At 42.8% G+C, this 23,256-nt stretch carries 17 protein-coding genes and 2 tRNA genes; 8 read left to right on the top strand and 11 right to left on the bottom strand.

What is annotated here, in order from left to right; all coding sequences use genetic code 11:
- The first annotated feature begins 1 nt into the window (after nucleotide 1).
- The 4 genes from I2I04_RS15770 (at nucleotide 2) to nagA (I2I04_RS15785) (ending at nucleotide 2,742) form a co-directional block, all read left to right on the top strand.
- Nucleotides 2-80: transfer RNA gene (locus tag I2I04_RS15770), tRNA-Leu, on the top strand.
- Nucleotides 81-114: 34 nt separating this feature from the next.
- Nucleotides 115-190, top strand: a tRNA-Gly gene (locus tag I2I04_RS15775).
- 191 nt (nucleotides 191-381) lie between these two features.
- Nucleotides 382-1,548 carry an N-acetylglucosamine-6-phosphate deacetylase gene (gene nagA / locus I2I04_RS15780; protein WP_143258682.1) on the top strand — a complete coding sequence of 389 codons (1,167 nt, stop codon included), beginning with the start codon at nucleotides 382-384 and terminating at the stop codon, nucleotides 1,546-1,548.
- Nucleotides 1,549-1,569: 21 nt separating this feature from the next.
- A complete protein-coding gene (gene nagA / locus I2I04_RS15785) occupies nucleotides 1,570-2,742 on the top strand; it encodes an N-acetylglucosamine-6-phosphate deacetylase (protein WP_143258681.1) in 1,173 nt (390 codons plus the stop codon).
- Between the two features lie 82 nt (nucleotides 2,743-2,824).
- On the opposite strand, the gene I2I04_RS15790 is transcribed toward nagA (I2I04_RS15785), so the two are convergent.
- Nucleotides 2,825-3,187 carry a thioredoxin family protein gene (locus tag I2I04_RS15790; RefSeq protein ID WP_143258680.1) on the bottom strand — a complete coding sequence of 121 codons (363 nt, stop codon included), beginning with the start codon at nucleotides 3,185-3,187 and terminating at the stop codon, nucleotides 2,825-2,827.
- A gap of 236 nt (nucleotides 3,188-3,423) precedes the next feature.
- On the opposite strand from I2I04_RS15790, the gene I2I04_RS15795 reads away from it, so the two are divergent.
- Genes I2I04_RS15795 through I2I04_RS15805 form a run of 3 tightly spaced genes read left to right on the top strand, consistent with a single transcriptional unit; the run spans nucleotide 3,424 to nucleotide 8,946 of the window.
- Entirely contained in the window at nucleotides 3,424-4,689 is a 1,266-nt protein-coding gene (locus tag I2I04_RS15795) for a TolC family protein (protein WP_195655414.1), read from the top strand.
- A gap of 22 nt (nucleotides 4,690-4,711) precedes the next feature.
- On the top strand, nucleotides 4,712-5,806 hold the full coding sequence (locus tag I2I04_RS15800) for an efflux RND transporter periplasmic adaptor subunit (protein ID WP_195655415.1): 1,095 nt from the start codon (nucleotides 4,712-4,714) through the stop codon (nucleotides 5,804-5,806).
- A 14-nt stretch (nucleotides 5,807-5,820) separates the two neighbouring features.
- Entirely contained in the window at nucleotides 5,821-8,946 is a 3,126-nt protein-coding gene (locus I2I04_RS15805; RefSeq protein WP_195655416.1) for an efflux RND transporter permease subunit, read from the top strand.
- An 87-nt stretch (nucleotides 8,947-9,033) separates the two neighbouring features.
- Here the strand turns inward: I2I04_RS15805 and I2I04_RS15810 are convergent, their stop codons facing one another.
- The 4 genes from I2I04_RS15810 to I2I04_RS15825 form a co-directional block, all read right to left on the bottom strand.
- The gene (locus I2I04_RS15810) at nucleotides 9,034-10,365 is read right to left on the bottom strand and encodes a sensor histidine kinase (RefSeq protein ID WP_195655417.1); all 1,332 of its coding nucleotides are present in this window, start codon (nucleotides 10,363-10,365) and stop codon (nucleotides 9,034-9,036) included.
- Between the two features lie 20 nt (nucleotides 10,366-10,385).
- The gene (locus tag I2I04_RS15815; protein WP_195655418.1) at nucleotides 10,386-11,060 is read right to left on the bottom strand and encodes a response regulator transcription factor; all 675 of its coding nucleotides are present in this window, start codon (nucleotides 11,058-11,060) and stop codon (nucleotides 10,386-10,388) included.
- A gap of 141 nt (nucleotides 11,061-11,201) precedes the next feature.
- A complete protein-coding gene (locus I2I04_RS15820) occupies nucleotides 11,202-12,866 on the bottom strand; it encodes a long-chain fatty acid--CoA ligase (RefSeq protein ID WP_143258674.1) in 1,665 nt (554 codons plus the stop codon).
- A 282-nt stretch (nucleotides 12,867-13,148) separates the two neighbouring features.
- A complete protein-coding gene (locus tag I2I04_RS15825) occupies nucleotides 13,149-14,615 on the bottom strand; it encodes a potassium/proton antiporter (RefSeq protein WP_143258673.1) in 1,467 nt (488 codons plus the stop codon).
- A 166-nt stretch (nucleotides 14,616-14,781) separates the two neighbouring features.
- Between I2I04_RS15825 and I2I04_RS15830 the strand changes: the two genes are divergently transcribed.
- A complete protein-coding gene (locus I2I04_RS15830; RefSeq protein ID WP_143258672.1) occupies nucleotides 14,782-15,966 on the top strand; it encodes a uracil-xanthine permease family protein in 1,185 nt (394 codons plus the stop codon).
- Between the two features lie 217 nt (nucleotides 15,967-16,183).
- On the opposite strand, the gene hcp is transcribed toward I2I04_RS15830, so the two are convergent.
- From hcp to I2I04_RS15860, 6 genes are all read right to left on the bottom strand, one after another.
- Nucleotides 16,184-17,815 (bottom strand): hydroxylamine reductase, encoded by a 1,632-nt coding sequence (gene hcp / locus I2I04_RS15835; protein WP_195655419.1) that lies wholly within the window; start codon nucleotides 17,813-17,815, stop codon nucleotides 16,184-16,186.
- A gap of 150 nt (nucleotides 17,816-17,965) precedes the next feature.
- On the bottom strand, nucleotides 17,966-18,634 hold the full coding sequence (locus I2I04_RS15840; protein WP_195471995.1) for a Crp/Fnr family transcriptional regulator: 669 nt from the start codon (nucleotides 18,632-18,634) through the stop codon (nucleotides 17,966-17,968).
- A gap of 10 nt (nucleotides 18,635-18,644) precedes the next feature.
- Nucleotides 18,645-19,958 (bottom strand): sensor histidine kinase, encoded by a 1,314-nt coding sequence (locus tag I2I04_RS15845; protein WP_195655420.1) that lies wholly within the window; start codon nucleotides 19,956-19,958, stop codon nucleotides 18,645-18,647.
- Nucleotides 19,955-21,295 carry a sigma-54-dependent transcriptional regulator gene (locus I2I04_RS15850; RefSeq protein ID WP_195655421.1) on the bottom strand — a complete coding sequence of 447 codons (1,341 nt, stop codon included), beginning with the start codon at nucleotides 21,293-21,295 and terminating at the stop codon, nucleotides 19,955-19,957. The genes I2I04_RS15845 and I2I04_RS15850 overlap by 4 nt, the downstream gene beginning before the upstream one ends.
- A 105-nt stretch (nucleotides 21,296-21,400) precedes the next feature.
- Nucleotides 21,401-22,204, bottom strand: coding sequence for a hypothetical protein (locus I2I04_RS15855; RefSeq protein WP_195655422.1), 804 nt, complete (start codon nucleotides 22,202-22,204; stop codon nucleotides 21,401-21,403).
- Nucleotides 22,185-22,988 carry a metallophosphoesterase gene (locus I2I04_RS15860; protein ID WP_143258667.1) on the bottom strand — a complete coding sequence of 268 codons (804 nt, stop codon included), beginning with the start codon at nucleotides 22,986-22,988 and terminating at the stop codon, nucleotides 22,185-22,187. Before I2I04_RS15860 ends, I2I04_RS15855 begins: the two co-directional genes overlap by 20 nt.
- Nucleotides 22,989-23,256: the final 268 nt, after the last annotated feature.

Consider the following 23,256-nt stretch of genomic DNA (forward strand, 5'->3'; position numbering starts at 1 on the left):
GGTGGCGGAATTGGTAGACGCGCACGTTTCAGGTGCGTGTGTCGAGAGGCATGCAGGTTCGAGTCCTGTTCTGGGCACCAATCTTTCAGAATTCTGAATGACGAAATTTAGTTTGCGGAAATAGCTCAGTTGGTAGAGCATAACCTTGCCAAGGTTAGGGTCGCGAGTTCGAGTCTCGTTTTCCGCTCCATATAGACATAAGGTTGTCAGTCGATAAGATTGGCAACCTTTTTTTGTATAATATCGGAAGTTTACCGGACGATTTTATCGATAGATTGAATAGAAAAACGTAATTTTGCAAACGAAAAAATCAATGTACTCCCCCCAAAAAAGAGCGTCATTGATTCACACAGACCTTTAATTAATTTAACTATTTGTGATATGTTAACACAGATCATTAATGCACGCATCCTGACGCCTCAAGGTTGGCTGAAGGATGGGTCAGTTCTTATTCGCGATAACAAAATTCTGGAAGTAACCAATTGTGACCTTGCCATTATCGGAGCCAAACTGATTGATGCCAAAGGAATGTATATTGTTCCGGGCGGTGTAGAAATCCATGTTCACGGTGGCGGTGGAAGAGATTTTATGGAAGGCACCGAAGAGGCTTTCCGTACAGCAGTCAAGGCTCACATGCAGCATGGTACCACCAGTATTTTTCCTACCCTTTCTTCTTCTACCATTCCAATGATCCGCGCAGCTGCGGCAACGACTGAAAAAATGATGGCGGAGCCCAATAGCCCTGTACTCGGACTTCATCTGGAAGGACATTATTTCAATATGGATATGGCAGGCGGACAGATTCCGGAAAATATCAAAGATCCCGATCCCGAAGAATATATTCCGTTATTGGAAGAAACACACTGTATCAAACGTTGGGATGCCGCGCCGGAACTTCCCGGAGCTATGCAATTCGGTAAATATATCACAGCAAAAGGTGTATTGGCTTCGGTAGGACATACCCAGGCAGAATTTGAGGATATACAGACGGCCTATGAGGCAGGATATACGCATGCCACTCATTTTTATAATGCGATGCCCGGGTTTCATAAACGGAAAGAGTACAAGTATGAAGGTACGGTAGAAAGTATTTATCTGATTGATGATATGACAGTGGAAGTGGTGGCTGATGGTATTCATGTACCTCCGACGATCTTGCGTCTTGTCTATAAGATAAAAGGAGTGGAACGCACTTGCCTGATAACGGATGCGTTGGCTTGTGCCGCCAGTGATAGCCAGGTTGCCTTTGACCCGCGTGTGATTATTGAGGATGGAGTCTGTAAATTGGCAGACCATTCAGCCTTGGCCGGAAGTATTGCAACGATGGATCGCCTGATTCGTACCATGGTGCAAAAGGCGGAAATTCCTTTGGAAGATGCCGTAAGAATGGCTTCCGAAACTCCTGCCCGGATTATGGGAGTGCTCGACCGTAAAGGAACACTGGAGCGTGGCAAGGATGCCGATATGATCGCTTTGGACAGAGACTTGAACGTGAGAGCCGTATGGGCAATGGGAGAACTGGTGGAAGGCACCAACAAACTGTTTTAAATCTAATAAAGAACAAAGACTATGTTGACTCAAATAATAAACGGAAGAATACTTACCCCGCAAGGCTGGTTGAAAGATGGTTCCGTATTGATTTGTGATGGAAAAATATTAGAGGTAACTAATAGTGATTTAGCGGTTATCGGTGCAACGGTTATTGATGCCAGAGGGATGACGATAGTGCCCGGATTCGTAAGTATGCATGCACATGGAGGTGGTGGGCATGATTATACGGAAGCAACGGAAGAGGCTTTCCGTACCGCAACCAATGCACATTTGAAACATGGTGCTACCGGTATATTTCCTACTTTGTCCTCTACTTCATTCGAAAGAATCTACCAGGCGGTCGATGTATGTGAGCATTTGATGAAAGAGAAGGATTCTCCGATTCTCGGTTTGCATATCGAAGGCCCATATCTGAATCCGAAGATGGCGGGAACACAGTATGACGGTTTTCTGAAAACTCCGGATGAAAATGAATATATTCCTTTGTTGGAGCGTACGTCTTGTATCAGACGTTGGGATATTAGTCCCGAACTGCCCGGTGCACATGATTTTGCAAAGTATACCCGTTCGAAAGGAATTATGACTGCTGTTACACATACGGAAGCCGAATATGATGAAATTAAAGCTGCATTTGCAATAGGATTTTCTCATGCTGCTCATTTTTATAATGCGATGCCGGGTTTCCATAAACGTCGTGAATATAAATATGAGGGTACAGTGGAAAGTGTGTATCTGACGGATGGAATGACTGTGGAAGTGATTGCGGACGGTATTCACTTGCCTGCCACTATCCTGAAACTGGTTTATAAGTTGAAAGGCGTGGAGAATACCTGCCTTGTTACCGATGCTTTGGCGTATGCCGCTTATGAAGGGAATGAACCGATTGATCCTCGCTATATCATAGAGGATGGTGTATGCAAGATGGCGGATCATTCTGCGTTGGCCGGTAGTTTGGCTACGATGGATGTGTTGGTTCGCACCATGGTCAAGAAAGCGAATATTCCTTTGGAAGATGCTGTGCGTATGGCTTCTGAAACTCCTGCCCGTTTAATTGGAGTGAGTGACCGGAAGGGAGCGTTGGCAAAGGGTAAGGATGCCGATATTGTGATTCTTGACAAAGAACTGAATGTACGTTGTGTATGGTCAATGGGAAAGATCGTTCCGGGAACTGATATTCTGTTGCATAAATAACCATTGGAATAACCTTTGAAAGGGAAGTCCGGGTTCAGAAGTAGAATATACTACTTCCTGAACCCGGACTTTCGATGTATTTCTATTTTGAAAGTAAACTGGTTTCTATTAATTCTTTCAATTGGGCTTTATTCATAGTGCCTAATTTCATTGTCGGTTTGCCGTTCAACGGGCAAAGTAACAGATTGGGAATGGTACGAATCTTAAACGCGCTTTCCAGTTCCGGTTCCTGATCGACGTCCACTTTATAAATATCTAATTTCCCTTCGTATTCTTTTGCCAATTGGTCTAATATAGGCGATAGTGCTTTGCAATATACACACCAGGGTGCATGAAAATCGACCAGGCAAGGTTTATTCCCTTTGAAGTTCCAGCTGTCAGGATAAGATTGATAATCTGCTACTTTCTCTACAAAACTATCTTTGGTTAAATCTATTATTTTCATATATCCTATTTTTAAATGATTCGCTTTATTTTCTTTCCTGCAAAGATAAGGGAGTTGGAATGAAAGAAGGCTAGCCATTTTTCCTGTTGTGTTTACAATTCTTCCTTTATAACTCTTTTCTAATCAAATTCTAATCTGATATGAGAGGCTTATAATCGTTTTTTCCCGTCTCTCCGGTTGTAGAATTGTAATTTTGTCGCGACAACTACGATAAGGTAATAAAGATAAATATAGTAATGAACAGAGTATTTTTAATTTCTTTTTTTCTTCTGCTGACAGGAGGAATATGTGCACAACAGGCTACCACAGGAACATTAACGCTGAAAGAGGCGGAACAACGTTTCTTGGAACGTAACTTATCTCTGATAGCCGAACGGTATAACATTGATATGGCACAAACACAAGTGCTGCAAGCCAAATTATTTGAGAATCCGGTCATCTCGCTGGAACAGAATGTCTATAACCGCCTGAACGGAAAGTATTTTGATTTTGGTAAGGAGGGGGAAACGGTTGTGGAGGTTGAGCAGGTCATTCGTCTTGCCGGACAGCGAAACAAGCAGATAAAGCTGGAAAAAATCAATAAGGAAATAGCGGAATATCAGTTTGAAGAGGTGATGAGGACACTCCGCCAGGAGTTGAATGAGAAGTTTGTGCAAGTCTATTTTCTTTCCAAATCCATATCCATCTACGAGAAAGAAGTAAACTCTCTGCAAGCGTTGCTTGTCGGGATGAAACTGCAACAAGAGAAGGGAAATGTCTCATTGATGGAAATGTCTCGTTTGGAATCTATGCTATTTTCGCTGAAGAAAGAGAAGAACGAACGAGAAAACGAGTTGCTGACTCTTAGAGGAGAACTGAATGTCTTGTTAAATCTTCCGGGAGATGCTGCGGTTAAGTTATCATTGGACGAAGAGGTGTTGAAGCAATTGGATTTGTCTCAATTATCGTTTGCTGATTTGAAAGCGATGGTGAATGAACGTCCGGATCTGAAGATTGCCAGAAGTACGGTAAGTGCTTCCCGTGCCAATCTGAAATTGCAGAAATCAATGGCATTTCCGGAGTTCTCGGTGAAAGGGAATTATGATCGTGCCGGAAACTTTATCAATAACTATTTTGCGGTAGGAGTGAGCTTGTCAGTGCCTATTTTCAATCGCAATCAGGGAAATATAAAGGCAGCCCGTTTCAGTATTCAACAGGCGGGAGCGGAACAAGAAAATGCTGCTAATCGTGCGGACATGGAACTTTATACCGCTTATGCTTCACTGGAAAAAGCAGTTCAGCTTTACCAATCCACCAATATGGATTTGGAACGTAATTTTGAGAAATTGATAACAGGAGTGAATGAAAACTTTACCAAGCGAAATATCAGCTTGCTGGAGTTTATCGATTACTATAACAGTTATAAGGAAACCTGTATTCAGTTGCATGAAATAAAGAAAGATGTTTTCCTCGCGATGGAAAACCTGAATACTACTATCGGACAAAATATATTGAACTACTAATATTCATAAATTATCAAAGACTATGAACTGGAATAAATTCCTTCCTTGCATATTGCTTACTACCGTATTGGGAGCATGCTCCGGTAAAGGAGAACAACCGAATGTTGAACCGGCTGCCTTATGCCTGACAGATAGCTTGTTGAGAATTGTATCTGTCGATACGGTTCACGTTCAAGAAGTGATTGATGAACTGACATTGAACGGACGGGTCACTTTTAATGAAAATCAGGTAGCACATGTATATCCGATGTTTGGAGGTACAGTGACGGAACTGAAAGCAGAAATAGGAGATTATGTTCGTAAGGGAGATGTACTGGCAGTCATTCGCAGTGGAGAAGTGGCGGACTATGAGAAACAATTGAAAGAAGCGGAACAACAATTATTGCTCGCCCGCAGAAACATGGACGCTACGCTGGATATGTATAATTCCGGCATGGCTTCGGATAAAGATGTGCTTCAGGCAAAACAGGAGTTGACGAGTGCCGAAGCCGAAGAAAAAAGGATAAAGGAAGTCTTTTCTATTTATAATTTCTCCGGAAATGCTTATTATCAGTTGAAATCTCCTGTTTCGGGCTTTATTGTGGAGAAACAAATCAGCAGGGATATGCAGTTGCGTCCTGATCAGAGTGAAGAGTTGTTCACGATTTCGGGGTTGTCGGACGTATGGGTGATGGCAGATGTGTATGAAAGCGATATCAGTAAGGTTTCTGAAGGTGCTTCTGTACGCATTTCTACTTTGGCCTATCCGGATAAGATGTTTGCCGGCACTATTGATAAGGTATATCATTTGCTGAATAGTGAAAGTAAAACAATGAATATCCGTATCAAATTAAAGAATGAAGAGTATCTGTTGAAGCCGGGGATGTTTACGAATGTAAGTGTGAAGTGCAAAGCAGATGGAACTTCCATGCCTCGTATCGATTCTCATGCGCTGGTGTTTGAAGGAGGGAAAAATTATGTTGTTGTAGTAGAGTCGAATCAGCGTTTGCAGGTGAAAGAAGTAGATGTATACAAACAGTTGAGCAAGGAGTGCTATATCCGTTCCGGGCTTTCCGAGGGGGACAGAGTGCTGAATAATAATGTATTGTTGGTATATAATGCGTTGAATGCAGATTAAAAACAGAAAATAGTATGCACAAATTCATAGATAATATAGTGGCTTTCTCGCTGAAGAATAAATTTTTTATTTTCTTTTGTACAGCGATTGCCGTTATAGCCGGAGCTGTTTCTTTTAAACATACTCCGATAGATGCTTTCCCGGATGTGACGAATACGAAAGTGACGATTATCACGCAATGGCCGGGACGTAGTGCGGAAGAGGTAGAGAAGTTTATCACCATCCCTGTGGAAATTGCCATGAATCCTGTTCAGAAGAAAACAGATATTCGTTCTACCACTCTTTTCGGACTTTCTGTAATCAATGTGATGTTCGAAGATCGTGTGGATGATTTCACCGCCCGCCAACAGGTATATAATTTATTGAATGACGCCGATCTTCCTGACGGGGTAACTCCGGAAGTGCAACCGTTATATGGCCCGACGGGAGAAATATTCCGTTATACACTCCGTAGTGATAAACGTAGTGTGCGGGAGCTGAAAACAATTCAGGATTGGGTGATTGAGCGTAATCTCCGTTCGGTGTCCGGTGTAGCGGATATTGTGAGCTTCGGCGGAGAGGTGAAAACATTTGAGGTAAGCGTGAATCCTCACCAGTTGATTAACTATGGAATTACTTCTTTGGAGCTTTATGACGCGATCGCTAAGAGTAACATCAATGTAGGAGGAGATGTCATCACCAAGAGTTCGCAAGCTTATGTTGTTCGTGGAATTGGTCTGATTAACGACTTGGAAGAATTGAGAAACATCGTCGTGAAAAACATCAACGGCACTCCGATTTTGGTGAAGAATCTTGCCGATGTACACGAATCCTGTTTGCCCCGTCTCGGCCAGGTAGGACGAATGGATGAAGATGATGTCGTACAAGGCATTGTAGTCATGCGGAAAGGGGAGAATCCGGGCGAGGTGATTGCAAACCTGAAAGATAAAATAGAAGACCTGAATCAGAATATACTTCCGAAAGATGTGAAAATCGTGTCATTCTATGACCGGGAGGATTTAGTGAATCTGGCGGTAAAGACGGTGACGCATAATCTGATCGAAGGAATTTTATTGGTTACGTTTATTGTATTGATCTTTATGGCAGATTGGCGGACTACCGTGATTGTTGCTGTCGTTATCCCATTAGCCCTTCTATTCGCTTTTATCTGTTTACGGGTGATGGGAATGTCCGCCAATCTGCTTTCTATGGGAGCCATTGACTTCGGTATCATTATTGATGGGGCAGTGGTAATGGTGGAAGGAGTATTTGTGGCTTTGGATAAGAAGGCAAGGCAAGTAGGAATGCCGGCATTTAATGTCATGTCCAAGATGGGATTGATCCGTAACACCGCAAAAGACAAGGCGAAGGCAGTTTTCTTCTCCAAATTGATTATCATAACCGCATTGATTCCTATCTTCTCTTTCCAGAAGGTAGAAGGAAAGATGTTCTCTCCTTTAGCCTATACGCTGGGTTTTGCACTGTTGGGAGCTTTGATCTTTACGCTGACCCTGGTGCCGGTAATGTCTTCCATGCTGTTGAAGAAGAATGTCCGTGAGAAGAATAATCGTTTTGTTCGTTTTGTCAACACAAAGTGTACAGTTCTTTTTGATTTATTCTATGCGCACAGGAAACTGACTATCGGACTGGCAACGGTCATAGCAGGTATCGGATTATGGCTTTTCTCTTTTTTGGGTACGGAGTTTCTTCCACAGTTGAATGAGGGTTCTATCTATATTCGTGCCACCTTGCCACAAAGCATTTCGCTGGATGAATCGGTGACGCTTGCCAATAAAATGAGAAGGAAGCTATTGATGTTTCCGGAAGTACGGCAAGTACTGTCGCAGACCGGGCGACCGAATGACGGTACAGATGCTACCGGATTCTATAATATCGAGTTCCACGTTGATATATACCCTGAAAAGGAATGGGAGAGCAAATTGACAAAAATGGAATTGATTGATAAGATGCAGGAGGATTTATCCATTTACCCCGGCATTGACTTCAATTTCTCACAGCCGATTACGGATAATGTGGAGGAAGCCGCTTCCGGTGTGAAAGGATCTATTGCGGTGAAGGTGTTTGGTAAAGACTTGTATGAGTCGGAGAAATATGCGGTGCAGATTGAGAAAATCCTGGATACGGTTCAAGGGATTGAAGACCTGGGTGTGATTCGGAATATCGGTCAGCCGGAACTTCGTATAGAGTTGAATGAAGGTCAGTTGGCGCGTTATGGCGTTGCTAAGGAAGATGTTCAATCGATTATCGAGATGGCGATTGGCGGAAAATCGGCTTCACTGTTGTATGAGGACGAACGGAAATTCAATATCATGGTAAGGTATAGCGAACAATTCCGCCAGAATGAGGAAGAAATAGGTAAGATACTGGTGCCGGCAATGGATGGCACAATGGTGCCTATCAAGGAACTGGCAGATATAACGACCATTACGGGACCATTACTTATTTTCCGTGATAATCATGCACGCTTCTGTGCAGTGAAGTTCTCGGTGAGAGGCCGTGACATGGGTACGGCAGTTGCCGAAGCACAGAAAAAGGTAAATGCATCCGTACATCTGCCGGCAGGGTATTCACTGAAATGGACAGGTGATTTCGAGAACCAGCAACGTGCAACGAAACGTTTGGCACAGGTTGTTCCTATCAGTATTGCTATCATCTTTATCATCCTGTTTATTCTGTTCTCTAATGCGCGGGATGCGGGACTGGTATTGCTGAATGTACCATTTGCCGCCGTGGGTGGTATTGTAGCCCTTCTGATCACCCGATTCAACTTCTCCATTTCTGCGGGTATCGGTTTTATTGCCTTATTCGGTATTTGTATTCAGAACGGTGTGATTATGATTTCCGACATCAAGGCGAATCTGAAACTAGGTTCTCCTTTGGAGGAAGCTACAAAAAAAGGAGTACGCTCACGCATCCGTCCTGTGATTATGACAGCGGCAATGGCGGCTATCGGTTTGTTGCCTGCTGCCATGAGTCATGGAATTGGTTCGGAATCACAGCGTCCGCTGGCGATTGTTATTATCGGCGGACTGATAGGAGCGACTTTCTTTGCCCTGTTTGTCTTTCCTCTCATCGTAGAAGTGGTATATGAACGAATGTTATATGATAAAAACGGAAAGTTATTGCAAAGACGTATTTAGTTCATTTCTATTCTGTGGAAAAAACGTTCATAGATTAAATTTGTAGTTTTCAGTAGGTAGAATGAGAAAGGGATAAAAGAAGGGTGATTAAAAAATTACCCGTACTTTTGTTCCTTTTTCTATTTCTGAAGATATATCCAGCTTTGCATGATAAGCAGAAATGATTTTCAAAGTCAGACTAAGTCCGATACCTTGTCCGGCATAATCCCGGGTGTTACTACCCCGATAGAAAGACTGGAAAATATGCTCTATTTCTTCTTGCGGAATACCGATTCCCTGATCTTCCACCTCAAGAATGACTTGCTGCTGTTCCCGATAGAGAGCCACATTTACTTCCTTATCGGAGTATTTACATGCGTTATCAATGATATTCTTTAATGCTATCTTTAACAGATAAGGATTAGCCTTAACAACAGCTTGCTGTTCTGTTGTTTCCAAGTGGAGACGGATTCTTTCATTAGAACCGGTCAACTCTTTCAGCATATCAGATAGAATGATCTCTTCCACATTATTTTTCAGGAGTTCTTCTTCCTGCCGCGAAAGAAAAAGGAGGTGGCGGATCAGACTGGACAACCGTTTGCTTTCCGAAGAAATTCGTTGCAAGGATTCAATGTATTCTCCGATACTTCTTTCTTTGAGCAGACTGATTTCACATTCTCCCTGAATAGCAGTAATCGGATTGTTCAACTCGTGCGAAGCATGGCTTACAAAGGATTTCTCTGCCTTGAAAGCACTATCCAGGCGATCGAGCATACTATTTAATGTTTTTATCATGTCCTCCAGTTCGTCATTATTTCCAGTGGTCTTTAGCCGGCGATTCAGACTGTTGGCCCGTATTCTTTTCAACTCCTTTAGTATGTGTTGCAGCGGAACCAAAATACGACCGGAATATACTTTCCCGATGAAAAAGATCAGGATGGAACTGGCTAAAACGAGGAAAATGGAAAGTAACAACAGATGTTCCTTGATTTCTGTTCCGTAGGCATTCCGGGACATGACAAGTACGATGAAATTCCCTTCATTATCCGGATAATAAAGGGCGGCTCCCAACTGATCCTTATATTTAAAAGAGAAAGGAATACTGTCTTTCCCTGCCAATAGAAGTGTTTGCTGGTGTTGCGTGAGATACTTATTCAACGTATCATGCACTTCAGAAAGACTATCCATGTTTAGAAGGATCTCATGAGCTTCGGGCAGAAGTTCATCATATTTGCGTTGGATAATCTGGTAACTTTGTTCGTCCACTTCATCCTTTTCCCAGTGCTTCTGTGCAGTCAGGTAGGCTTTTTCACGCAGGTAGGAAGCATAGAGTTTATTGATATACTGTGTGCTGAAAATATAAAATACCGCAATGATAATGACAGTGGTCAACACACTGATTAACGTATAGAAAAGAGCTATTTTGGAACCTATTTTCATAGCCGGGATAGTTGGTGAGTTTAAGTATTCATAATATATCCTAATCCTACGACTGTGTGAATCAGCTTTTTATCAAAGTCACGGTCTATCTTTACCCGGAGATAGTTTACATAAACATCTACGATATTGGTGTTGGTATCAAAATTTTTGTCCCATACATCTTTGAGCAGGGTGATACGTGAGAGCGCAACCCCTTGATGAGTCATGAAATATTCGAGCAGACGATATTCTTTGACGGTGAGATCAATATCTATATTGCCTCTTTTAGCTCTTCGGGTATTACAATCCAATATCAGATTATCACAAGTCAGCAGATTGGAGGTTACTTCTTTATTGCGTCTTAACAGAGCCTTGATGCGTGCTTCCAGTTCTTGGAAACTGAAAGGCTTGACGAGATAATCATCTGCTCCTGCATCCAGTCCTTTGACGATATCTTCCGTTGTACCCAAGGCTGTCAGCATGATAACAGGAGACTGGTATCCAAACATCTGACGATAAAGCCGGCAAAGTTCCAAACCGTTTATTTTCGGCATGATAATGTCCAGTATCAAAAGGTCGAAAGGTTCGTCCTGAAGGAGTTTCCAACCGGTGTTTCCGTCATGACAGACAGTTACCGTATGTCCGAACTCTTTTAAACCCCGTTCGATGAAAGAGGCGATGTTTATTTCATCTTCAACTAATAATATCTTTGCCATAATTCAGATTGTTTATGCGCAAAGATACTTTTTTCCTGGCATCTGAAGAAAGAAATTTGCCTTGCATTTAAGTGTTTCTTCTTTTTGAGTTGTACTGTTTTTCTGAAATTGCAAGGATACTTATTGTGTTATCCGGAATAATTATCCCTTTGCTTCCTGATACATAAAGCGTTTGATTGATTTTTTCGCAGTCTTTTCAAATTCCTCGAAATGGATCTTTATTTTGCTTATTTGAGAATAGTTGGGAAGCAGCTGATTCAACTCGATACGGTTTTGTTCCATCACTTTCTGAATATCCGTCTGCTGCAATCCATGAGCGAAAGCGTCATCAAAATCCGGATAAATCAGTGCTACCAACTTCTCATGCTGTAAGACAATCAATGATTCCGCAACATATGGCATATTGTTCAGCTTGCTTTCAATTTCTTCCGGATAGATGTTCTGCCCGCTAGAGGTGAGAAGCAGGTTTTTGCTACGTCCGCGAACTGTTACATAACCTTCTTCATCCAACGTGCCGAGGTCACCGGTATGCAGCCAGCCGTTAGCATCAATAATTTGCGCGGTAGCTTCCGGATTTTTGTAATATCCCAGCATCATGTTCATTCCTCTACATACGATTTCTCCGGCATGCGTGTTCGGATCCGGCGAGTCAATACGGACCTCCATCCGACTGGTTGCCTTTCCGCAAGAAGCAATTTTCAGTGTTTCCCAACGGCTGGAGCATATAATCGGACCACATTCGGTCATACCGTAAGCGATTGTGTAGGGGAACCCTATCTTTTTAAGGAAGGCCTCAACTTCAGCATTGAAAGGGGCACCTCCGATAATAATCTCATCAAAGTTTCCGCCGAAGATTTCCATGGCGGCCTGCCGTGCCAGTGATTTGATTTTATCATTCACAATAGGCACTTTAAGCAATAATTTGCCGATTTTGCTGTCTACTTTAGGAAGAATATCTTTCTTAATGATCTTTTCCACAATCAATGGCACGCAGGAAATCACTCTTGGTTTGATTTCAGAGAAAGATTGAGAAATGATTTTCGGAGACGGCATACGCGTCAGGAAATAGATGTGCGCACCTGCAGAAAATCCGTATAGGAAATCATAGACCATACCGAACACATGCCCCATAGGTAACATAGAAACGATATGATCGCCCGGCTTAACAGGAAGCATCTCGAAGCAGTAAGCCACATTCGACCAAAGACTGCGATAGGGGAGCATCACTCCTTTAGAGTAACCTGTGGTGCCGGAAGTATAATTGATAATAGCCAGTTCTTCCGGACGATCCTTCCGGTAGCAAATATGTTCCGGGCGGAAGTTCTTGGGATACTGTTGACCGTAAATCGCATTCCGGTGTTCAAAAGCATAAGTGAGTTTTTCATTGCGGGAAACTAATGCCGAGAAATCTGCCAGCGAAGCAATCCCCTCTAATAAAGGCATGGCATCCTCATTCAGATTCTCCCAAGCCTGGTCGCCGACGAAAAGTAATTTGGCTTCGGAATGGTTGACGATGTTATGAATATTATCTGCCTTGAATTCATGCAAAATAGGAACAATAACGGCTCCGTAAGTAATCGTTGCCAGGAAAGTAACTGCCCAATGAGCACTGTTACGTCCGCAAACAGCAATTTTATCTCCCGGCTGGATGCCGGCACTTTCCAAAACAATGTGAAATTTAGCGATTTTACGCGCTACATCCTTATATTGAAGGGTAATTCCTTTATAGTCAGTTAAGGCATCCTTGTCCCAGTTTTTGATGATGCTTTGCTCAATATAATCAATGAACTGATGTTCTTGTTCCATTCGATTTTTGCACATTTAGTTTAAAACTGCGCAAAATTAATACTTCGCTGATGTAAACCGAATTTTAAATTCAAGTTTTACGGTTAATTAACGGAGGGGAAATGAACAATTTTTACGGTTTGCTAAGGCGCTTCTGTGTTTCTTCCTTAAAGCTAGCCTATTGGGCCTATTTAAAACATTTCGTCTCCACGCATGAAGAAGAAACGAATGTCTTGTAAAGACAAGAGGTTTCATGCGTGGAGACGAATCAGTTATAGTGTATAGAATAAATCTTTTCGGATGTTAGTCAGAATCTGTTTCTTCTTCTTTTGATTTTTCGGAGATGAGCAGCAGTTTATCTCCTTCATGCAGTTTCAGCGTTCCGTTGGGAATCAGGAATTCATCTCCACGCTTCACAATCATTACCAGTGTGCCTTTCGGGAGATTCATATCTTTCAATGTATCCGCTTTTTCCAGCATGTTTTTGGTGATGGTCATATCACTAAGATCAGAGTCTATTTCTTCCGGGAGTTCGACTCCGAAATCATTTCCTGTTTTTTCCAGCGGTTTGGAAAGATTCAAGATCCGGGCTATGAAAGAAATCGTTGTTCCCTGTACCACCAATGACACGATGGTAATAAAGAATACAATGTTGAAGATGAGGTTTGAACCCTCTACGCCTGCCACTACCGGATAGGTGGCGAAGATAATAGGAACTGCGCCGCGCAATCCTACCCAGGACACGAAAATACGTGATTTCATCGTAATTTTCCGGAATGGAAGCAGACAGAGGAATACGCTTAACGGCCGGCCGATAATAATCATAAAGACACCAATCAACAATGCCACGGCAGCTACTTCCAACATCTCGTGTGGATTAACAAGCAGTCCCAGGCAAAGGAACATGATGATTTGAAACAACCAGGTTAGTCCGTTCATAAAGGTGTAGATATCCTTACGATGCATGATTTTATTGTTTCCTACCATGATACCGGCAATATATACGGCAAGGTATCCGTTACCTTTCAGTAAGTCGGTGATGGAGAACGTGAAAAACACAAATGCCAGTAATAAGATAGGATACAAGGCCTGATTGTCAATATTGAGCTTATTCAACATTCGGATAGCGAGCTTTCCGAGTACATATCCGGCAGCCGCACCGACGATAAACTGGATGACGAAAGACCCCACGATAGCTCCGATTCCCATACCCGACGACTGAATGAACTGTATCAGTACAATGGTAAGCATATAGGCCATCGGGTCATTACTTCCGCTCTCCAGTTCCAGCATGGGACGAAGGTTGTGTTTTAAATTCATCTTCTGTGAACGGAGAATGGCGAACACCGAAGCTGAGTCCGTAGACGACATGGTAGAGGCTAGAAGCAGGGAAGTAGTGATAGGTAAATAAATGTTAGACCAGCTCATACCTGATATCCACCAGATAAAGAGCCCGGTGAAAAGAGCTGTGAGCAGTACTCCGACAGTGGAAAGCACGATACCGGGACCTAAAATAGGTTTGATTTCTCTGAATTTCGTATCCATACCTCCCGAGAAAAGGATAATGCTAAGGGCGACCATACCGATAAACTGCGCGTCTTTCGCGTCGTGGAATTGCAGGCCGAGTCCGTCACTTCCAAACAACATTCCTACTACGAGGAACAATAATAAAGTAGGTACTCCAAAGCGATATCCGGTTTTTCCAACAACAATGCTGACGAAAAGTAAGATAGAACCGATAAGTAGGGTGTTTTCTGCTGTAAATATCATAGGCAATATATTATAAAGTTATAAAATTGTCGTTTTAATTCTCACTGTGCGAAGTTACACATTATTAACAACAAATAAAACCTCTTTTTAGATGTATTTTTGTGAAAAAAGGGAGTTAAATTGTCTAAAAAGACTAATTTTGCAGAGATTAATCTACATTATACTTATGGATTCAAATAATCTTACACCTTTAAGGAAAGGGGTGGTGGGGGTACAATTCTTGTTTGTGGCTTTCGGAGCTACGGTACTCGTGCCGTTATTGGTGGGGCTCGATCCTTCGACAGCTCTGTTTACAGCAGGTATTGGAACGCTCATTTTTCATGCTGTTACGCGTGGAAAGGTTCCTATCTTTTTGGGGAGTAGTTTCGCGTTTATTGCGCCTATCATTAAAGCGACAGAACTTTATGGGTTGCCCGGTACTTTATCTGGCATGGTTGGAGTTGCATTAGTTTACTTTTTGATGAGTGCGCTTGTCAAATGGCAGGGAGTGCGGGTGATTGAACAGTTGTTTCCTCCTGTTGTCATAGGACCTGTCATTATTCTGATAGGTTTGTCATTGGCGGGAACAGGAGTGAATATGGCAAAAGAGAACTGGGTGCTGGCGCTCCTTTCACTGGTGACTGCGGTTGTTGTTTCGATGAAAGCTAAAGGACTTTTGAAGCTGATTCCTATTTTTTGTGGGATTGCAGTGGGGTATCTGGCTGCATGGATCTTCTATGGTTTGGATTTGTCCGGCGTCAGAGATGCCGCCTGGATTGGATTGCCGCAGTTCGTCTTTCCAAAATTCTCATGGGAACCGGTGTTGTTTATGATTCCGGTAGCTATTGCTCCGGTGATCGAACATATTGGTGATATTTATGTGGTGAATACGGTTACGGGAAAAGATTTCGTGAAAGACCCGGGATTGCACCGTACCTTATTGGGTGATGGTCTGGCCTGTTTCTGTGCCGGATTGCTGGGTGGTCCTCCTGTGACTACCTATTCGGAAGTGACAGGAGCCATGTCATTGACAAAGATTACTAATCCGCAAGTGATCCGAATAGCTGCCATTTCCGCTATCTTATTCTCCGTTATCGGTAAAATCAGCGCATTGCTAAGATCCATACCCAGTGCGGTGCTAGGTGGTATCATGCTGCTGCTTTTCGGAACGATTGCCTGTGCAGGTATTGCTAATCTTGTGAATAACTGCATTGATTTGAGCCGTACAAGAAATATCGTTATTGTGTCTTTGACACTGACTGTCGGGATTGGTGGCGCAGCTTTTAGTTGGGGCGGTTTTTCATTGTCCGGCATCGGACTGGCAGCTTTGGTAGGAGTACTTCTCAATTTGATATTGCCCAGAGAAGATTGATGCTCTACTAAAAAGGAAACCACTATAAAAGGAAGCCGGTATTCGAGAATAAAGAATAAACGCAGGATTCCCGATTATGTATAAAAAAGATAGTGACGGTATTTGATAAGGATAGTGACGGTATACGGCAATGATACCGTCACTATCCTTATCAAATGCCGTCACTATTTTATAGAAGGAAATCTGCCTGTAAAATACCCTTCTGTTTCCTTATCATTTATGATAGAAACTTCACAATATCTTCATCCACTGTACTGATACCTCCGATTCCGAATTGCTCGATCAATACGTTCTTTACATTCGGTGAAAGGAAAGCGGGAAGAGTAGGTCCTAAATGAATATGTTTCACTCCTAAAGCCAGCAATGCCAATAAAACAATGACTGCCTTTTGTTCATACCATGCAATGTTGTATACGATAGGTAGTTGGTTCACATCGTCCAGCCCGAAGATTTCTTTCAGTTTTAGAGCAATTACGGCCAGTGAGTAACTGTCGTTACATTGTCCCGCATCCAACACTCTTGGAATCCCGTTGATATCACCTAAAGCTAATTTATTATATCTGTACTTGGCGCAACCTGCCGTAAGAATCACTGTGTCGCCAGGTAGCTTTTGAGCAAATTCCGTGTAATATTCACGACTTTTCATACGTCCGTCGCATCCTGCCATTACAAAGAACTTACGTATGGCTCCACTTTTCACGGCATCCACCACTTTATCCGCTAAAGCTGTCACCTGTGCATGAGCGAATCCACCGATGAGTGTTCCGTTTTCGATGGCTACGGGTGGCTGGCATTGTTTGGCATGAGCAATCAGGGCAGAAAAATCTTTCGGTTTCCCGTCTTTGCGTTCGGGGATATAATGTGCGCCTTCCAGACCGCAAGCTCCTGTGATGTAAATGCGGTCCTTGTAGCTGGCATTCGCACGTGGCGGAACAATACAGTTACTTGTGAACAGGATCGGACCGTTGAAACTTTCAAATTCCTCTTTCTGTTTCCACCAGGCATTTCCGTAGTTTCCTGCCAGATGCTTATACTTCTTTAGTTGAGGATAATAGTGCGCAGGCAGCATTTCACTGTGCGTATATACATCCACCCCTGTACCTTCCGTTTGTTCCAGCAACTCTTCGAGATCCTTTAAATCATGTCCGCTTATCAATATACCCGGACGATTGCGGACACCGAGATTCACTTGTGAGATTTCCGGATTGCCATAACTGCTCGTATTTGCCTTGTCCAGCTGTGCCATTGCCGATACTCCATGCTTTCCTGTTTCCAGTGTTAATTGGACCAATTCTTCCACTGTAATATCATTGCGGGTCAATTCGGACAATGCGTGCTGCATGAAAGCAAATATCTCCGGTGACTGATAACCCAGGTTATGGGCGTGCTCTACGTAGGCAGCCATTCCTTTCAGGCCATAGTGTACGAGTTCTTTCAGTGAGCGTATATCCTCGTTAGGCGTGCGAAGCACACCGACCGTTTTTGATTTTTCTTCAAACTCATCTTCGTTTCCATCCCAAAGACATTCGTCAGGAGCATTTTCTATCTTTACCTTACCGGCAAGTTCCTTTTTCAGTTTCAGTCCTTCTTTGATTTTTTCGGTGATCGCCACTTTATCAAAATTGGCATTGGTGATGGTGATGAACAAAGCATCGTAGATAAATTTGTCTGCTTGTTCAGAAGACTGTCCCTCTTTACGCAGATGTTTGTTGTAGACAGCAATTCCACGTACTACAAAGAGTAGCAGGTCTTGCAGGTTAGCCACTTCAGAAGTTTTACCGCATACACCTTTTAAGATACAACCCGTACCCATAGCGGTTTCTTGACATTGATAACAGAACATACTCATAACTTTTACGTTTTTAATTAGTCTAACAGTTTGTTTATTGAACGCAAAAGTAGAAGAAAGGTTTCAGGTGATTCTGTAACCAATGTTACAACAATGAATATTTTTATCTCAAATACTCACAATCTGATAAATGATTCTTAAACCGGGGTATTATTGGATGAGTCGGACCAGTTTTTCTTTCTGTAAAATAGTGATATGTTTACGGTCCGCTATCAATAGTCCGTCTTCTTGCATGTGTGCCAGTTCGCGGGCGAGGGAGGGGCGGGACACTCCGAAGTAATCACTCAACTCCTGTTGCGAACGGTCGAGGGTGATATGTGCCTGTTGCTGCTGTTTGTATAGGCGGAGCAGGTAGGAGGCAAGTTTCTGACGAATGGTCTTGAATGACATGAAGAAAAGTTTATCCGATAAAGTCCGTGCATAATTGGCGGAGAGGTTCATATAGTTTTCCAAGAACTGCTCATTCTTGCGGAACAAACTCAAAACACTTGATTTAGGAAGCTCAATAACTTCTGTCGGTTCATTGGCAGTTACCTCCACCGGATAGCGGTTCTGTTCACCAAACAGGAACAGAGGGGCAATCGCTCTGGGAGCAGTTATATCCTCCACCTTGATAAGACGTCCCGAATAGTCAATCATTTCCCCACGCACACTCCCTTTGGTCAGGATGACAAGACGGTTGCACACATCTCCCTGTTGCGCCAGGATTTCTCCTTTCTTATAAGAACGTGTATGAAAACTGATCTCTTCCAGATCGGCAAGAAGTCTTTCCGGAGTGATTCCCCGGAATAGCGGATTGTTGACTAGTGTAGGTATCATATATCAATAGTTATTTGAATTTTAAAATAAACGTTGTCTCTTTCTCCCGTAGTAATGTAAGGCTTCCTCCCGAGAGGCGCATGATTTGGCGGGAGATGCTAAGTCCGATCCCGCTACCGCCTTCTTTGGTAGTAAAGAAAGGAATGAAGATATGTTCTGCTATTTCCGACGGGATTTCGGGACCATTATTTTTTATCTCAATCCATATTTCTTCCATGTCATTGCAGGACGCCTTCAGCTCAATTCTCCCATCCGGCTGATTGCCGATTGCCTGAATTGCGTTTTTCAAAAGATTGATAACTACTTGTGAAATAAGATTCTCGTCCGCATATACGATTAAGTCTGCAGGGGTAATCTCTGTGTGGAATCGGATATGCTCGCATGGATGCTGATGACAGGCAAGCTCAACCATTCTTTCTATGAATGCTTTCACATAGAACAAGGAGGGCTCCGGTGTCGGTATACGTGTGAATTGCCGGTACGATTCTACAAAGGCAAGCAGCCCTTTTCCTGTCGTACTGATTGTCTGCAATCCGTGATTTACCTCTTCGTCTTTATTCGCTGATATCGAAAGAAGCGTATCGCAGAGGGAAGTGATGGGAGTCACAGAGTTCATAATCTCGTGTGTCAGCACCCGTGTCAGCCGAATCCATGAATCTATTTCCTTTTCATCCAGTTCCGTATTGATATCATTCAAAGCAAGGATGCGCAGGTGCTCATTACGTACATTGATTTCCGACACACGGATGGATAAGTTAATCGTTCCCCGTTCATTGTGAAATATGACTTGTAGTTTGTCTCCCGGACGACAGTTTTCTATTTTCTCCATAAGCTGCGCATCCACCTGACTCAACTGGTGGATATGTGTAAACACATTCAGTCCCAGAAGACGGAGTGCTTCTTTGTTCTTTTGATAGACGGCTCCATTATCATTGAGCACTACTAATCCTGTACTGAGAAAGTCGAGAATCAGTTCGTAGTATTTCTCTTGCTGGGCTGTTTCTGCTTTCACGCTATGTAAGATATGTCCCACGCGGTTGAGCGCCCGGTTTATTTCTTTGCTTTCGGGAGTACCGTTTTCTTCGGTAAAATGAAACGTATTATCATTATTCTCAAGCGCATCAATCATAAAGAGCACTTGTTTGGTGTGGAGGCGATAAAGGCGGATTTGCCAAAGTACGCTAAGAACCAATAAACAAAGACTGACTCCTAACCAACCGTATGATTGATGTATACCGAACCACACAGACGACGCACAGAAGAGTACAGTCAGCAAGACTCTGAACCAATACTGAACGCCTGCTTGTTGAAGCTGCACTGTCATAATCCGAATTTTTTCATCTTGTTATAAAGAGTTTGCCTGGTTATTCCCAGTTGGACGGCTACTGCGGATAAGTTTCCTGCGCAAGCGTCGAGTGCTTTCCGTATCATCTGCATTTCCATTTCTTCGAGTGTAGAAATGCTTTTCTCCTGACTCTCCGTCCGTGGAATTGATAATTGGAACAATTCGGCGGGAACGAGCGGACTATCATTGATGATAACAGTTTTTTCAATCACGTGTTCCAATTCACGGATATTACCATACCAAAGGTGTGCTTTCAATTTATCTTTAGCGTCGGGAGTGAACTTCATCAATACCTTGTCATATTGCTTGCAAAAGCGTACCATGAACCTTTCGGCAAGTGGAATAATATCTTCTTTCCGCTCCCGCAAAGGAGGGATTTCTACATGAATGGTATTGATACGATAGAGCAAATCTTCCCGGAATTCACCTTTCACTACCATCTCTTGCAGATTCCGGTTGGTTGCGCATATCAGTCGGATATGAATGGGAATCGGAGTGTTGCTTCCCACTTTCACAATGCTTCGCCGTTGGATGGCAGTCAGTAGCTTTGCTTGCAGGTGATAAGGCAGGTTGCCTATTTCATCAAGAAACAGCGTACTGTTATCGGCAGCTTCAAATTTGCCGGTTCGGTCGGTGTGTGCGTCGGTGAAAGAACCCTTTACGTGTCCGAAAAGCTCACTTTCAAATAAAGACTCTGTGATAGTCCCCATATCCACTGCAATCATTTCTTTGTATTTGCGGTTGGACAGGACATGAATCTCTCGTGCCAGCATTTCTTTCCCTGTTCCGTTTTCGCCTGTTATCAGGATATTGGCATCGGTGATGGCTACCTTTTCAATCAGTGCGCGGAGTTGCTGCATCACTTTGCTTTTTCCCCAATACATAGGTGAGTGAGTCGTTTCTTCCTTGCTGTCCGTTTTCTTGTCGTTGTGCGTAGAAGCTGCTGCGGCTTGCAGGGTTTCCACCAGTTTTTGGTTATCCCAAGGCTTGACAATAAAGTCGGTTGCTCCTTCTTTAATCCCCCGGATAGCCAGTTCGATGTCGGCATAAGCCGTAAAAAGTACGACCGGAAGTTCCGGACGTACTTTTTTTATTTCATGCAACCAGAATAAACCCTCATTACCGGTGTTGATGCCTGATGTGAAATTCATATCCAGGAGAATTACTTCCGGTGTTTCCTCCCTTATGACACTGGACAGGGTGACAGGAGAGGAGAGTGTGACGACCTTGGAAAAATAATTTTTCAAAAGGAGTTGTATGGCGGTCAGCACTCCTTTATTATCGTCTACAATGATGATTGTTCCTGATTTACTCATTTTCGTTCAAGTTTGTAAAGCGCAAACTTACGAAAAAAGGATGTTATAATTCAAGATTCGTAATTCAAAATTCAAAATTGATTTTATGACCATTGGTTTCTCAATCTATAACCACTGGAACTTCAATCCGAATGATAAACTAAGGTAATCACGGGGACGGAGATAGCTATTGTTTACCGCACTGATGACATACAGGTCGCACGTACTTATTTCATAGAAAAAAGTCACCGACTTGGCCAAAAATCTACGTTGCGGATCAATATCGTATGTCAACCGTTGTCCCATGAAAACATGAAAACGTACTTTGCTGGAGAAACCATAGTAACCTTTCGGATAACGTTCCGGTTCATTCACCCAAAACTGGTTGCCAAACACAGTGTTCATATAAAGCCCGCAGGTAAGAGGTTCCGTAGAGAAACCCTTTCCGATGTTGATACTCCAGGGCATATAGTTCTGCTTGAGCGTCATGGTTACTTTAGCCTTCTTTGACGAATATTTCGGGATAAATCCGAGCAATATATCCGTTTCCCACTGATTATGTTTCCCGTAATCCCATCCCGTACCAAAAGAAATCAATCCCATGTTTCCGGCATACTGTATTTTGGAGTGCGTCGGGATAATCCGTTCCCAGTGGCTGCGGAAACGGTGAATCCGGTTATCGTAGCGACTGCGTTTCACCTGTTTCGGTGCAACCGGTAATACAGAGTCCGCTTTAATAATCGTAAATATGGAATCTCCTGTGCGAAAAGTGATAATTGAATCATCTTTGATAATGAAACGGAGTGAATCAGCCTTGTATGAGTTTATGATTGTATCTGTTTTGCAAGTAGCTGAAGTCAGACCGGGAAGTAACAGAAGTACGGATAATGCTCCTGCTCGCAAGATATTGTTAGTATTTAACCAGTTCATATTCATATTTTTCCGGGGTTATTGTAAAAACCAGATAAGTACGGTAATCCATACAATCACTGGTAACATAATGTATTCCATCATCAAAGATCACATCGTCCTGATAATGGTGGGTGTGGGCAGCTGTGCAAACTTGTATTCCCGGGTATTGTTTGATATAATGTTGAAATAATTTAGCTACATTATCGTTGAATACATCCGTGTAAGGGCGTGCGTGCATACAAATGACAGTTTTTTCAAACTCGTCCGGCCTGCTCGTTATCTCTTGTTCCATAAAGGTGAAGTTCGGCACAGGCTCAGAGTAGTCATACTCCAGCGCATTGGTGTTCAGGCAGACAAATTTCACGTTGCCTGCGATGAAAGAGAAGTTAGTGGGCCCGAATACTGCCTTGTATGTTTCTTCTCCCGTTCCCAAACAATCATGGTTGCCGATAAGGGCTACATAAGGCACGTTAAGTCCGTTCATGATATCCCTTTGCCAGAGAAACTCTTTGGTTAGTCCGAAGTCGCTCATATCCCCTCCGTGAATAACGAAGTCGATATCATTCCGTTTATTAATTTCTTTCACGAAATCTTCCGTTTCGTCATACCATCGTTGCGAGTCGCCCATAGTCACAAAGCGTATGGTGGTTTTGCCTTGGCAGTTTGCCTCTATTCTTTCGATATTATGTGCATTGACCTCTGTTTCGCCGCTGATACGGACATCGTATGGGTGGTAATCTATCATGCCGCATCCGGAAAGTAAAAAGCACGACATGAATACATATACATTCTTTCTTATCATAATTATTTTGTTTATAGTCTAGAAAACTAAATGCAAAGATAAAGTTTTCTATTTGGATGAACAATCGCCTAACAGGCAAATAGGACTCTTTGAACAATAAATGGGAGATATGGAACAGTATCCGATTTGTCTAATAATTAGACGGTCCTGTCTAATTATTAGACGATGTTTGGGAAGCTAAGAAAAGGTAAATGGTTGAAAATGAATAGCTATTCTTGTTTGGCATACTTTCTGCATGACTAAAAACGTCAATAGTAAAACCGGAAAT

The organism is Bacteroides sp. 1001136B_160425_E2 (assembly GCF_015559655.1).
Classification (GTDB): domain Bacteria; phylum Bacteroidota; class Bacteroidia; order Bacteroidales; family Bacteroidaceae; genus Bacteroides; species Bacteroides luhongzhouii.